The organism is Nocardia neocaledoniensis, from assembly GCF_003182135.1.
GTDB classification, from domain to species: domain Bacteria; phylum Actinomycetota; class Actinomycetes; order Mycobacteriales; family Mycobacteriaceae; genus Nocardia; species Nocardia neocaledoniensis.
This window is the reverse complement of the sequence record NZ_QGTL01000004.1, coordinates 575,973-588,853: the sequence shown is the minus strand read 5'-3', so window position 1 is coordinate 588,853 and position 12,881 is coordinate 575,973. Positions and strand designations below refer to the sequence as shown.

The following is a 12,881-nucleotide window of genomic DNA, read 5'->3' as shown; positions in this document are numbered from 1 at the left end:
ACCGCGCTCGGACGCGAAAGGTCCGAGCGCGGTTTCCGCTCATCGAACGCCCGCACGACCGTCGGCCCCTCAGGCCGACTTGCCCGCGACGTAGGCGCGGAAGGCTTCGAGGATGTACTCGGCGGTGCCGTCGCCGTGGACGTCGTAGTTCTTCCGGAAGCGCGGGTCGGCGACGTACATTTCGCCGAGGCCCACCAGGTACTCGTCGGTGACGGGTCTGCCCTGGGTGCCGTCGCCGAGCCAGGCGCGGTGCCGTTCGACGATGGCCTGGACGGTTTCGCCGTCGACGGGAAGACCTGCGGCGTGGGCCTTTCCGAAGTCGGCGGCGATGTCGAGCTGGGTCTGCAGGAAGGTCTGCTTGTCGGCCTCGGTGAGCGAGCGCCACCAGCGGTCGCCGCTCTCGTAGGCCTCCTTGCCCCAGCGTTCGGTCACCTCGTCCTTGTACTGGGTGTGGTCGAAGCCGTCGAAAACCTCTGCGGCCATGAGTGGTTCACCTCTTTCGGTCTTGTGCAACGTGGTCGACACCGACTCGATCTGGCGCGCGATCCGATCCTGTTGCTGCCGAAGCAGTTCCAGGTGCGTTCGCAGTGCGCCCGCGGTGTCCTGTTCACCGGCGAGAACCTCGGCGATCACCGGAAGGCCGAGGCCGAGTTCGCGCAACAGCAGGATGCGCTGCAGGCGGATCAGGGAGTTCTGGTCGTAGTAGCGGTAGCCGTTGGCGCCGATCCGGCTCGGCTCCAGCAGGCCGAGCTGCCCGTAGTGGCGCAGGGTCCGGCTGGTGGTGCCCGCGGCCTTCGCGAGGTCCTGGATGGACCATTCACCCGCCATGACCAGCTCCTTTCTCGTCGATGAGACCAGTCTGCAAGTTGACGCTACGTCAATGTCAACACCGAAATCAGAACCCGATCTCGACCTCCACGGTGTCGCGTTCGGTGTACATCCGCCAGTACGCGGCGCCGAGCTCGGCATTGCCGATGCGCGGCAGCACCATCCCGTCCGGAATCAGCTCCGGGTGCGCGTCGACCTGCTCCTGCACCGCGCTGTGCTCGATGAGCGACCCGATCGCGAGCAGCCCCGCGTAGACGCCCGTGCCGTCCAGCTCCGCGGCCAACTGGCGGACATAGGCCCGCTGCGCACCGAGCGCGACGCCCATATTGGCCAGGTAGGGCTGCAGATTCGCCTCGGACGCGCCGGAGGAGAACAGCAGCGCTCCACGACCGCGCGCGACCATGCCGGGCAACAGCTCGCGCCCGAGCTGGATCGACGAGTACACCTTGAGCGCGAACGGCACCTCGAGCGCGGCTCGGTCGACGTCGCGGGTCGACGCGCTCCGCACCGAGATCCCGGCGGCGGCCGCGTGCACCGCCACCTCGATGGGCCCGAGCTTCTCCTCGACCCGCGCGATCACCTCGGTGAGCTGGGCGGGATCGGTGATGTCGGCCGTGAACGGCTCGGCATCGAACCCGCCCGCCCGCAGCGCCGCCACCCGTTCGGCGGCCGCGGCGGCGTCGCGGCCGATCGCTGCTGTCCGAAAGCCGTGGCGCCCGAACGTCCGCGCGATGCCGGCGCCGAGCCCTGGTCCATATCCGAAGATCGCGAGCGTACTCATGCGGCTACCCCATTAAGTTGAGTGCTGGTTCAAGTTATCGGCAACCTAGCACTAACTTGAACCATGGCTCAAGATATTCCGGCGGGCCGATTTGTAGGATCGGCGAATGCCCGAGGACAAGCCGTTGCGCAGCGACGCCAAGCGCAATCGCGACGCGCTGGTCACCGCGGCCCGCGAACTCTTCGAGGAACGCGGCCTCGACGCGCCGCTCAAGGACATCGCCGCACGCGCGGGCGTCGCGATCGGCACCCTGTACAACCGCTTCCCCACCCGCGACGAACTCATCGCCGCCGCGGTCGACGACCGGGTCGGCGCGGGCACCCGCATCGCCGAAGAGGCCCTCGAGATCGACGACCCGTGGGAGTCGTTCGTCCACCTGGTCGAGGGCATCTGCGCGCTACAGGCGAACGACCGCATCCTCGGCGACCTGGCCCTGCGCGCCCCGCCCAGCCCGGCACTGGAACGCGCCCGCGCGCACGGGCACGAACTGATGCGCCGGATCATCGCCCGCGCCCAACAGGCCGGCGCGCTGCGCGCGGACTGGACCCTCGAGGACATCGCCTTCATCACCTGGTCGCACACCAGCGTGCTGACCGCGACCGCGAGCGTCGCCCCCGACCTGTGGCGGCGTAATCTCGCCCTCATCCTCGACGGCCTGCGCGCGAAAGCCGCGCACCCCCTGCCCGTTCCAGCCCTCACCGAGGACCAGTTGATGCAGGTGATGCGCGGCTGAGAGTCGGGTCAGCGCGCCGCGACGAGCGGCCGCGGCCCGTCAGGTGCGGGAGCCGCCGAATCGAGCTGCACCGCAACGGTTTCCCCCGCCACCTTCGACGGGATCTGGCCGAGCACCGTCCCGGCGAGGGCGACGGCGAGGCCGAGGACCTGCAGCGGGGTGAGCGCCTGGCCCAGCGCGATCCAGCCGATCACCGCCGCCGACATCGGGCTCAGCAGACCGAGGAACGCCACCGAAGTGGCTGGTACGCGCGAGATTCCGCGGAACCACAGCCAGTAGGCGAGCGCGGTGCCGATGACGCCGAGGTACAGGTAGCCGCCGACGGCCTGCGCATCGAGGGCGGGCGGGGCGCCTTCGATCAGCACGGCGAGCGGCAGGATGAACAGGCCGCCCGCGGTGAGCTGCCACCCGGTCATGGCCAGCGGACCGACGCCCTCGGGCCGCCCCCACTTCTTGGTCAGCACCGTGCCCGCCGCCATCGAGGCCGCGCCTGCGAGCCCGGCGGCGACCCCGATCAGGTCGAGCTCGACCGTGCCGCGCAGCACCACCAGCGACACCCCGAAGACACCGATCACGCCCGCGATCAGCTTGCGCCGGGTGGGCACCTCGGCCAGCAGCACGGCCGCGAGACCGAGCGCGAACATCGGGGCCACCGCACCGAGCACCCCGGCCACGCCGCCGGGCAGCCGGTACGCCGCGACGAACAGCAGCGGGAAGAAGGCGCCGATGTTCAGCACGCCGAGCACCGCCGCCCGGCCGATCCAGGCGCCGCGCGGCAGCGTCCTGGTGAACGCGAGCAGCACCAGACCGGCGGGCAGGGCGCGCACCAGCGCGGTGAACAGCGGCCGGTCCGGCGGCAGGAACTCGGTGGTGACCGCGTAGGTGGAGCCCCACACGATGGGGGTGATGGCCGTGAGTGCGAGGGTGCCCGCGTAGCCGGTCGGGCGGGTCGCGATCGTCATGTTCGCTCCTGATTGATAATCTCAACGTTGAAATATCTACTCGCCCGACCGGCTCAACGTCAAGTAGATGAACATTAAGAGTTTCAATCGAGAGGAAATCGCATGCGGGACGCGATCGACCTGATCACCGACCACTGGGCGCAAAAGCGCCCGGACGTCGACGCCTCACCGATGGCGATCGTCGGGCGCATCACCCGGCTCTCCCGCCTGCTCGACCAGGAGCTCAAACGCTTCTTCGCGGCTCACGGGCTGGAATTCTGGGAGTTCGACGTGCTCGCCACCCTGCGCCGCTCCGGGGGCGACGCCGGCCTCACCGCCGGCGCGCTCAACCGTGCCGCCATGGTCACCTCGGGCGCGATCACCAATCGCATCGACCGCCTGGCCGCGAAGAACCTCGTGCGCCGCGCCCCCTGCGCCGACGATCGGCGCTCGGTCTTCGTCCAGCTCACCGACGAAGGACGCGCACTGGTCGACGAGCTGCTGCCGCTCCACATGGCGAACGAGCAGCGCCTGCTCGCCTCCCTCGGCACCGAGGATCGCGCACAGCTCGAAGGTCTGCTCCGGACGCTCGCCGTCGGACTGGGCGACACAACCCTCGACTGATCGCTTCCGACCTGATCAGCAGCGGTTCACCTCGGTTCCGGCCTATGCGGCGGGTGCCGGTACCGCCGGAACCTGCTCGGGCGGAACACTTTCCGTCGGCGCCTGTTCGACCGGGACTTGCTCGGCTGGAATCTGCTCCGTCGGCGCCTGCCCGCCCGGCGTGCCGGGAGTTTGCTCGGCGGGCGCCTGGCCGCCCGGCGTAACCCCCTGCGGCACATCGCTTTCGGAGGTGTCCGGATCCGCCGACGCCGACGGTGGCAACTGATCGGCTACGTCCGGAACCAACTGCAGCAGCGTCGAGAAATCGACCACCTGCGCGCCGAGGGTCTTCGTCGCGATGATGACGCCATTCGTGTACATCCGGTAGGTGCCCGCCCGTTGCGGCAGCAGCATTTCCGGGCCGATGGGCGCGCCGATCGAGCTCTCGGGACCGCCGATGCGGCGGTACTCGGTGTCGATCGCACTCTCGCCCGCGAGTGCCTCGATGGTCGGATCGGGGCGGGTCGGCGCGGCGGGAGCCGTTGGCGCCGGCGCGGTTTCGACGAGCTCGTCCGGCGCCGGGCCGACGGCGAAGGTCTCGATGTCGGCGGGGCGGCCGCCGTCGGGCGCGGCCGAGTACTCGGTGCGCAGGATGAGCCCGTCGCGCAGGAGCACGGTGCCCACCGTGGCCGCGACCGCCTCGGTGGTCCGCGCGTCCTCCTTCACCGTGCCGGGATACACCTGGCAGTCGGTGGTGTCGCAGGTCTGCGCGTAGGGGTAGCGGTTCTCGGCGAGCGCGTAGGAACGGGCGGCGATGGCCTGCGCGCGCAGGGCCTCGAAGGCGCCCTGGTCGGCCCAGTTCGCCTGCATCTCGGCGGGGAGGAGGCCGGCGAGGTAGTCGTCCAGGTCGACCTGATTGACGGTGCGGTACGCGCCGTTCTCCAGCGCGACGCCGAGCGCGCCGCGATAGGCGGTGCCGCCGCACAGCGTCAGGTGTTCGTCGGCGGGCCTGCCCGGCCCGGCGTCGACGGGATAGACGAACGGGTCGTCGGTCGCGGCCTGCCAGAGCACCTCGCCGTCGCAGCCCGCGGTCACCACGACGCTGGCGCCGCCGTCGGGCAGCGGGGTCAGATGCGCGGCCTCGTTGGGGCCGATCATCCGGCCCGCGACCTGCGCGCCCGCGGCGGCGAAGGTGTCGAGGGTGGCGTCGTCCTGCGCCTGTAATCGGACGCCGATCGTCGTCGGCCCGATCTGGCCGAATTCAGCACCGGGGTAGTAGTGCCCGAGGATCTCCTCGGCGCTCCAGCCCGCACGCGCGTTGTCGAACGCGCCGACCTGACTCATCCCGCGTCCGTGACCGGCCCCGACTGTCGGCGCGATCTGCCCGGGCAGCACCTGCCACAGCCCGATCGCGCCGGTCAGCGCCAGCGCGGAACCGCCGACGAGCACCGGCAGCGGCACCGTCCGCAGCATCGGCACCGCGCGGCGCCTGGTGCCGCGGCGGGTCCTGCGGTTGATCTTGAAGTCGGCTCTCATCTTGCGCTCCCACGGTTTCGGTGTTCGACCGGCGGCGCTCGCGTCGGCATGTCGTCGCGGCCGAGCGGGTTCCGAAGGCTACATTCGAGCAATCACATAATCCTCAAGTAGAGGTTGAGATGTGTGACGTATGTTAACTAGTGTGGTGTGTGAGGCGATAGGAAGCAAGCATCACTTGCCGGGAATGGTCCGGATGCCACCAAGGTCTACGAGCTCGACCGTGATTGGAGAAGGCACGTGCGATACCGAAAGCCGAAACGTTCCTACGTGCTCCCGGTGGTCACCACGCTCGCGGTCGCAGCGCCCATCGGCGCGTTCGCACTGAGCGATTCGACCGATTACCGCAGCACCAACGATTCCCAGCTCGCCGCCGTCCCGACCCAGCTGGCGGAGGTCGCGCTGAACTCGGCTCCCGACATCACGATTCCGCTGCGTGAGCTGACCGGCCTCGACCTGCCCGATCTGCACCTGTCCGACCTGCAGATGTTGCCGCTGCCGACCTCGATCCCGGTGCCGCCGGGAATCCCGGTGCCGCCGGGCGTGGCGCTGCCCACCGAGATCCCGCTGCCGCCGATTCCGAACAAGTCCCAGCCGACGACCACCGCCACACCGACGCCGCAGAACGGCGCACCCGCGCAGCAGAACGGCGCGCCGGGTCGTCCGCCCGCCCCGAGCACGTCGGTCCAGACCGCCCCGCCGACCCAGCCGCCCGCACCGGCCCCGGCCGCACCCGGACCAGCCGCGCAAGCCCCGGCGCCCGCAGCACCGGCTGAAGCCGCACCCGCCCCTGCCGCACCCGCGGCTCCGGCGCCCGCCGCTCCGGCCGCGCCCAGCACCACCGCACCCACGACCACCGCGCCCGCCGGCGGCCCGGTCGCCCAGAACCGCCCCGCGGGCACCAAATTCATCGCCGACCCGGCCAACCTCGAGCCCGGCACCACCCCCGACACCCCCGCGCTCTCCCCCGGCGCGGTCGGCCCCGACCTCATCGATCAGGTCGGCGCGCAGGTCAAGGAACTCTCCCAGGAGACCCCGTTCAGCATGGTCGCGCTCACCGCGCGCGACATGGTGAACACCACCACCAAGCTGCGCGCCAAGCAGCCCGACGGCAACTGGGGTCCCTGGTACAACGCCGATCCGATCGACACCAGGGCCACCGACCAGACTCCGGCCGGTGCCCCGACGGGTACCGAACCGATCTATGTCGGCGAGACCACCGCCGTGCAGATGCTGGTGACCCGCAAGCCGACCGCGGCCCCCGACCACGATCCGGCGCACGTCACCGAGGCCGCGCTCAAGGCCGTGCTGATCAACCCGGGCCGCGCCGCCATCGACGCCGCGCTCAACGATGTCGCCGCGGCGCTGCCCGGCGGCGGCCCGAAGGTGATCACCCGCGCGCAGTGGGGCGCCGACGAGTCGATCCGCTGCCAGGAACCCACCTACGACGACGGCCTCGGCGGCATCACCGTGCACCACACGGCGGGTCGCAACGACTACAGCCGCGCCGAGTCGGCGGGCATCGTGCGCGCGATCTACGCCTATCACGCCGAGACCCTCGGCTGGTGCGATGTCGGCTACAACGCCCTGGTCGACCAGTACGGCCAGATCTTCGAGGGCCGCTACGGCGGTCTCGACCGCGCCGTGCAGGGCGCCCACGCGGGTGGCTTCAACGAGAACACCGCGGGCGTCGCGCTGATGGGCAACTACGAGTCGGAGACGCCGAGCGAGGAAGCGATCAACGCGATCGGCAAGTTCATCGGCTGGCGCTCGAAGGTGGCCGGGCTCGATCCCAAGGGCCACACCACGATGTACTCCGAGGGCACCGAGTTCACGCCCTACGCCCAGGACGAGGCTGTCGACCTGCCGGTGGTGTTCGCGCACCGCGATGTCGGCAACACCGACTGCCCCGGCGACGCGGCCTACTCGCTGATGGACCGCATCCGCAGCATCGCCGCGAGCAACACGGGCACCTACTCCTCCCCGGCGACACCCGCCCGGCCGCCGAGCCAGCAGGCCCGCGCGCCGCAGGGCAACATGGCGGAGCTGGGCGCGCTGGTCGACAAGCTGCTCGGCCTCTCCGGTGAGAACGAGATCGCCAGGCACTGGGTGAGTCGCGGCGGTGTCGACGGCCCGCTCGGCGCGCCGCAGTCGGACCTGATCTCCGGCGCCGAGGGCCGCCAGTACGCGAAGTTCGCCAACGGCTATGTGTTCTCCAGCGAGAACGGCCAGGTCTTCGAGGTGGTCGGCGCGATCCTGGATCGCTACCTGAGTCTCGGTGGCGACGCGGGCGTGCTCGGCCTGCCGACGGGCAGCGCCTACCTCGTGCCGGACGGACTGCGCACCGATTTCCAGAACGGTTCGCTGGTGCTGAACGAGCTCACCGGCATCGTCACCACGTTCTGGAAGACCTACAACGAGACGTACAAGGCCGAGATGGAGGGCATGAACGGCAAGCCGGAGCAGGCGCCGGCCACCACGGCCCCCAAGTCGACGGTGCCCGCGACTCCGGCCGCACCGGCGCCGACCGAACCGCAGGCCCCGGCGACGCCGCAGGCCACCCCCGTCGAGCCGGCGCCGGCCCAGCCGCCCGCCGCCACGGAACCCGCCCCGGCCGGCTGACACCCGGTCAGGCGAAGAACGGCCGGTGCCCCTCCGAGCGAGGGCACCGGCCGTTGTTCGTCGTCGCTAGCCCCACCAGCGCTCGAGCACCATGGCCACCCCGTCGTCGACATTGCGCCCGGTGACCTCGTCGGCCGCGGCCCGCGCCTCCGGATGCGCGTTCCCCATCGCCACCCCGATCCCGGCCATGGTCAGCATCGGCACATCGTTGGGCATGTCGCCGAACGCGACGATCGAGGAGTCCGCCACGCCCACCCGGCGCGCCACCTCGGCCAGGCCAGACGCCTTGGTGATGCCGGGGACCGCGAGCTCGATCAGCCCGTTCTCGGTGGAGTAGGTGATCTCGGCGCGGTCGCCGATCAGCGGGGCCAGCGCGGCGCGCATCTCGGAGCTACGGGCGGAACTGAGCCGGATCAGCATCTTGATCGCCGGCGCGTCGATGACCTCGGCGTGCGAGACGACGGTGTCGTCGGGATTGAGCCAGGCGTGCTCGTAGGTGGGCGAGCTGACGAACTGCGGGGTGGCCGCGTCGTGCGCGCTCGCGCCGACGCGCTCGGTCGCCAGCCCGCACCCGGGTAGCGCGCGCTCGGCGAGTTCGGCCAGCCAGGCCAGGGTGTCGACGTCGAGGGTGTGGCTGGACAGCACGCGATCACTGGCGCTGTCGTAGATGACCGCGCCGTTGCCGCACACCGCCAGCGGCGCGTACCCGAGTTCGCTGACGACCGGCTCGATCCAGCGGGGCGGCCTGCCGGTCGCGAGCACGAACGTGGCCCCGTCGGCGACGAGCGCGGCGACGGCGGCTTTGGTACGGGCCGATACCTTGTCGACGTCGTCGATCAGGGTGCCGTCGACATCGGTGGCGACCAGCTGCGGTTTCGGGTGCACGGGCGTCATCCGTTCCATCCTGCCGCACGTCGCCACACGCCGACGCCGGACTGTCCTTATGATCAGGGCCTGAACACCCGATCCAGAGGGGACTGATGACCGGCTTCTTGTTGCGGCGCGCGCTCAACTACGTCGTGCTCCTGCTGCTGGCTTCGTTCCTCACGTTCAGCCTGGCTTCGCTCACGTTCCGTCCGCTCGACAGTCTCGAGCAGCGCAATCCACGTCCGCCGCAGTCCGTGATCGACGCGAAGGCCGAGGAACTGCATCTGGACGAGCCGGTCCCACAGCGCTATCTCACCTGGCTCGGCGGCGTCGTGCAAGGGGATTTCGGGACCACGCTGGCCGGGCAGCCGGTGAGTGAGGAATTGGGCCGTCGCGTCTCGGTGAGCCTGCGGCTGCTGATCCTCGGTTCGGTGCTCGGCACCGTGCTCGGTGTGTTGATCGGCGCGGCGGGGGCGATCCGGCAGTACAAGTTCAGTGACTATTTCACGACGATACTTTCGCTGCTGATCATCTCGACGCCGGTGTTCCTGCTGGCCACCCTGCTGAAATACGGTGCGCTGCAGGTCAATACCGCCACCGGCACGCAGATCTTCCTCTATACCGGCGAGACCTCGGCGAATCAGGTCGTCGGCTTCTGGAATCAGATGGTCGACCGCGCACAGCATCTCGTGCTGCCGACGCTGGTGCTGGTGCTCGGCGCCGCGGCCGGTTACAGCCGGTATCAGCGCAACGCCATGCTCGATGTGCTGCAGAGCGATTTCATCCGCACCGCCAGGTCGAAGGGCCTCAGTCATCGCCGCGCCCTGTACAAACACGGCCTGCGCACGGCGCTGATCCCGATGGCGACCATGTTCGCCTACAGCCTCGGCGGCCTGATCACCGGCGCGACCTTCGTCGAGAAGATCTTCGGCTGGCACGGCGTCGGCGAATGGTTCGTCGACGCGATCAACGCCCAGGACCTCTACATCGTCGTCACGGTGGCGACGTTCTCCGGTCTGGTGGTGCTGGTCTCGGGTCTGCTCTCCGACATCGTCCTGGCATTTCTCGACCCGAGGGTGCGTGTCTCATGACCGAAACCGAACTGATCGCCGTCGGCGCGCCGGAGAACGCGGCGGCCGGGCGCGGCAAACTGGTCTGGCGGCGCTTCCTGCGCAACAAGCCCGCCGTGGTCGGCGCGGTGGTCCTGCTCCTGCTGCTGATCGCCAGCTTCGCGGTGCCGCCGCTGCTGCCGTGGGACTACCAGCAGATGGACTACAAGGCCCTGCTGAAGCCGCCCAGCGCCGAGCATCCGTTCGGCACCACCCAGATCGGCCAGGACGTGCTCGCGCAGACCATGCGCGGGCTGCAGAAATCGCTGATCATCGGCTTCTGCGTGGCGATCTTCGCCAGCATCATCGCCTCCACCGCCGGTGCGCTGGCCGGGCTGCTCGGCGGCTGGACCGACCGCGCCATCATGTGGATCGTCGACCTGCTGCTGGTCGTGCCCGCCTTCATCATCATCGCGCTGTTCGCGCCGCGCACCAAGGGCTCCGGGTCGATCGTGATCCTGATCGTGCTGCTCAGCGTGTTCGGCTGGATGATCGCCGCCCGCATCATCCGCGGCCTGACCTTGAGTCTGCGTGATCGCGAATTCGTCCGTGCCGCACGGTATATGGGCGCGCCGACGCACAAGGTGATCATCAGCCACATCCTCCCGAACATCGCCTCGATCCTGATCATCGACACCACCCTCGCCGTCGGCGCCGCCATCAGCGCCGAAACCGGCTTGAGCTTCCTCGGTTTCGGCGTGCAGCCGCCCGACGTATCGCTGGGTTCGCTGATCGCCGCGGGCACCAAGTCGGCCCTCACCTACCCCTGGTTGTTCCTGTTCGCCGGTGGCCTGCTGATCACGATCGTGTTGTGCGCCAACCTCGTCGGCGACGGCCTCCGCGATGCCTTCGACCCCGGCGCGCGGGGCGCCCGCAAGGCGCGCAAGGAGGTCGCCGAGCAGAAGGACGCGGCGAAGGTGGAGCTGAAGAAAGCCGAGAAGCGATGACAACCTCGACCGCGCCGCTGCTCGAAGTCACCGACCTGCGCGTCTCCTTCCCCGGTGAGGAAGGCCGTGTCGAAGCGGTGCGCGGGGTGAACTACACCGTCGCCGACGGCGAGGTGCTCGCCATCGTCGGCGAATCCGGCTCCGGCAAGTCGGTGTCTTCGCTCGCCGTGATCGGCCTGCTGCCCGAACAGGCACGCGTGCAGGGCTCGATCCGGCTGCGCGGTCGCGAGCTGCTCGGCCTGGGCGACAAGCAGATGTCCAAGCTGCGCGGCTCCTCGATCAGCATGGTCTTCCAGGACCCGCTCTCGGCGCTGACGCCGGTGTACCGGGTGGGCGACCAGGTGGCCGAGGCTCTGCTCGCGCACGGTTCGATGACCCGCAAGGAGGCGGGCGAGCGCGCGATCGACCTGCTGGAACTCGTGGGTATCCCCGACGCGCGGCTGCGCGCGCGGAACTTCCCGCACGAGTTCTCCGGCGGCATGCGCCAGCGCGTGGTGATCGCGATGGCCATCGCCAACGACCCGGCGCTGATCATCTGCGACGAGCCGACCACCGCCCTCGACGTCACGGTGCAACGCCAGATCCTCGACCTGCTGCGCAAGGCGCGCGACATCACCGGTGCGGGCGTCATCATGATCACCCACGACATGGGCATCGCGGCCACCATCGCCGACCGGGTGGCGGTGATGTACGCGGGCAAGGTCGTCGAAACCGCCCCGGTCGCGGAGCTTTTCACCGCGCCGCGGATGCCGTACACGGTCGGCCTGCTCGGGTCCATCCCGCGCATGGACGGTCCGGCACGCAGTCCGCTCATCCCGATCGTCGGCGCTCCGCCTGCCATGCACGCGCTGCCGCGCGGCTGCTCGTTCGCACCGCGCTGCCCGATCTCGATCGACGACTGCACCGCCGCCGAACCGCCGCTGGAGAAGGTGGCGCCCCGGCACGCGGTGGCCTGCATCCGCACCGCCGAGGTCGGTACCGCGCAGTTGTTCGAGGCCTACCGCAAGGAGATCCCGGAGCCGCCGAAGCCGGAGGCCGTCGACTCCGATGTGGTGCTGCGGGTCACCGACCTGGTGAAGACCTTCCCGCTCACCTCCGGCGTGGTGCTGCGCCGCAAGACCGGCGAGGTGCGCGCGGTCGACGGCATCAGCTTCAGCGTCCGCGCCGGGCGCACGCTGGCGCTGGTCGGCGAATCGGGGTCGGGCAAGTCGACCACGCTGAGCCAGATCATGGACCTGGTGCGCCCGCAGGCGGGCACCATCGAGGTGCTCGGCACCGACGTCGCCACCCTCACCAAGGCTCGCACCCGCGAGATCCGCCGCAAGATGCAGATCGTCTTCCAGGATCCCAGCGCCTCCCTCGACCCGCGCCTGCCGATCTTCGACGCGCTCGCCGAACCGCTGCGCATCGACGGCCGCTCGCACGAGGAGGTCAACCGGCGGGTGCCCGAACTGCTGCGCCAGGTCGGCCTGCGCCCCGAGCACGCCGAGCGCTACCCCGCCGATTTCTCCGGCGGCCAGAAACAGCGCATCAGCATCGCCCGCGCCCTGGCCCTCGACCCCGAACTGCTCGTCCTGGACGAACCCGTCTCCTCGCTAGACGTGTCCATCCAGGCCGGCGTGCTGAACCTGCTGCGCGACCTGCAAGCCGAACGCGGCCTGTCCTACCTGTTCGTCTCCCACGACCTGTCGGTGGTCCGCAACCTCGCCCACGACATCGCGGTCATGCTGCGCGGCAAGATCGTCGAATCCGGCCCAGCGGAGCAGATCTTCGCCAATCCTCAGCACGAATACACCCGCTCGCTGATCGCGGCCGTACCGGAACCCGTCGTCAGCGGTTGAGCCAGGAGGCGCCATGAGAACCAACGGATTGCGACGGCACCCCCGGTTCGACAACGTTCGACCCCGTGAAGATCGG

General features: G+C 69.8%; 11 protein-coding genes. 6 read left to right on the top strand and 5 right to left on the bottom strand.

Annotated features, from left to right (window positions below):
* Window positions 1-69 precede the first annotated feature (69 nt).
* Window positions 70-828, bottom strand: a complete 759-nt coding sequence (locus DFR69_RS14710) for a MerR family transcriptional regulator (RefSeq protein ID WP_110038065.1) — start codon at window positions 826-828, stop codon at window positions 70-72.
* Window positions 829-895: 67 nt separating this feature from the next.
* Window positions 896-1,609 carry an SDR family oxidoreductase gene (locus DFR69_RS14705; protein WP_110038064.1) on the bottom strand — a complete coding sequence of 238 codons (714 nt, stop codon included), beginning with the start codon at window positions 1,607-1,609 and terminating at the stop codon, window positions 896-898.
* A gap of 106 nt (window positions 1,610-1,715) precedes the next feature.
* On the opposite strand from DFR69_RS14705, the gene DFR69_RS14700 reads away from it, so the two are divergent.
* On the top strand, window positions 1,716-2,342 hold the full coding sequence (locus DFR69_RS14700) for a TetR/AcrR family transcriptional regulator (protein ID WP_110038063.1): 627 nt from the start codon (window positions 1,716-1,718) through the stop codon (window positions 2,340-2,342).
* Window positions 2,343-2,350: 8 nt separating this feature from the next.
* On the opposite strand, the gene DFR69_RS14695 is transcribed toward DFR69_RS14700, so the two are convergent.
* Window positions 2,351-3,304, bottom strand: coding sequence for an EamA family transporter (locus DFR69_RS14695; protein WP_110038062.1), 954 nt, complete (start codon window positions 3,302-3,304; stop codon window positions 2,351-2,353).
* A 102-nt stretch (window positions 3,305-3,406) separates the two neighbouring features.
* Between DFR69_RS14695 and DFR69_RS14690 the strand changes: the two genes are divergently transcribed.
* Window positions 3,407-3,907 carry a MarR family winged helix-turn-helix transcriptional regulator gene (locus DFR69_RS14690; protein WP_110038061.1) on the top strand — a complete coding sequence of 167 codons (501 nt, stop codon included), beginning with the start codon at window positions 3,407-3,409 and terminating at the stop codon, window positions 3,905-3,907.
* A gap of 42 nt (window positions 3,908-3,949) precedes the next feature.
* Here DFR69_RS14690 and DFR69_RS14685 read toward each other — a convergent pair whose 3' ends face one another.
* Entirely contained in the window at window positions 3,950-5,422 is a 1,473-nt protein-coding gene (locus DFR69_RS14685; RefSeq protein WP_110038060.1) for a SpoIID/LytB domain-containing protein, read from the bottom strand.
* Between the two features lie 237 nt (window positions 5,423-5,659).
* On the opposite strand from DFR69_RS14685, the gene DFR69_RS14680 reads away from it, so the two are divergent.
* A complete protein-coding gene (locus DFR69_RS14680; protein WP_244198255.1) occupies window positions 5,660-8,041 on the top strand; it encodes an N-acetylmuramoyl-L-alanine amidase in 2,382 nt (793 codons plus the stop codon).
* A 66-nt stretch (window positions 8,042-8,107) separates the two neighbouring features.
* Here the strand turns inward: DFR69_RS14680 and DFR69_RS14675 are convergent, their stop codons facing one another.
* A complete protein-coding gene (locus tag DFR69_RS14675) occupies window positions 8,108-8,944 on the bottom strand; it encodes an HAD family hydrolase (protein ID WP_373867085.1) in 837 nt (278 codons plus the stop codon).
* Between the two features lie 77 nt (window positions 8,945-9,021).
* On the opposite strand from DFR69_RS14675, the gene DFR69_RS14670 reads away from it, so the two are divergent.
* Genes DFR69_RS14670 through DFR69_RS14660 form a run of 3 tightly spaced genes read left to right on the top strand, consistent with a single transcriptional unit; the run spans window position 9,022 to window position 12,805 of the window.
* Window positions 9,022-9,999 carry an ABC transporter permease gene (locus DFR69_RS14670; protein WP_110038058.1) on the top strand — a complete coding sequence of 326 codons (978 nt, stop codon included), beginning with the start codon at window positions 9,022-9,024 and terminating at the stop codon, window positions 9,997-9,999.
* Window positions 9,996-10,964 carry an ABC transporter permease gene (locus DFR69_RS14665; protein ID WP_110038057.1) on the top strand — a complete coding sequence of 323 codons (969 nt, stop codon included), beginning with the start codon at window positions 9,996-9,998 and terminating at the stop codon, window positions 10,962-10,964. Before DFR69_RS14670 ends, DFR69_RS14665 begins: the two co-directional genes overlap by 4 nt.
* On the top strand, window positions 10,961-12,805 hold the full coding sequence (locus DFR69_RS14660; RefSeq protein WP_110038056.1) for an ABC transporter ATP-binding protein: 1,845 nt from the start codon (window positions 10,961-10,963) through the stop codon (window positions 12,803-12,805). Before DFR69_RS14665 ends, DFR69_RS14660 begins: the two co-directional genes overlap by 4 nt.
* Window positions 12,806-12,881 lie beyond the last annotated feature (76 nt).

Excerpts from the sequence above, each read along its gene's own strand:
- DFR69_RS14665 (WP_110038057.1), top strand. The coding sequence starts at position 9,996 with ATGACCGAAACCGAACTGATCGCCGTCGGCGCGCCGGAGAACGCGGCG.
- DFR69_RS14705 (WP_110038064.1), bottom strand. The coding sequence starts at position 1,609 with ATGAGTACGCTCGCGATCTTCGGATATGGACCAGGGCTCGGCGCCGGC.
- DFR69_RS14685 (WP_110038060.1), bottom strand. The coding sequence starts at position 5,422 with ATGAGAGCCGACTTCAAGATCAACCGCAGGACCCGCCGCGGCACCAGG.
- DFR69_RS14700 (WP_110038063.1), top strand. The coding sequence starts at position 1,716 with ATGCCCGAGGACAAGCCGTTGCGCAGCGACGCCAAGCGCAATCGCGAC.
- DFR69_RS14695 (WP_110038062.1), bottom strand. The coding sequence starts at position 3,304 with ATGACGATCGCGACCCGCCCGACCGGCTACGCGGGCACCCTCGCACTC.
- DFR69_RS14710 (WP_110038065.1), bottom strand. The coding sequence starts at position 828 with ATGGCGGGTGAATGGTCCATCCAGGACCTCGCGAAGGCCGCGGGCACC.
- DFR69_RS14690 (WP_110038061.1), top strand. The coding sequence starts at position 3,407 with ATGCGGGACGCGATCGACCTGATCACCGACCACTGGGCGCAAAAGCGC.
- DFR69_RS14670 (WP_110038058.1), top strand. The coding sequence starts at position 9,022 with ATGACCGGCTTCTTGTTGCGGCGCGCGCTCAACTACGTCGTGCTCCTG.
- DFR69_RS14660 (WP_110038056.1), top strand. The coding sequence starts at position 10,961 with ATGACAACCTCGACCGCGCCGCTGCTCGAAGTCACCGACCTGCGCGTC.
- DFR69_RS14675 (WP_373867085.1), bottom strand. The coding sequence starts at position 8,944 with ATGGAACGGATGACGCCCGTGCACCCGAAACCGCAGCTGGTCGCCACC.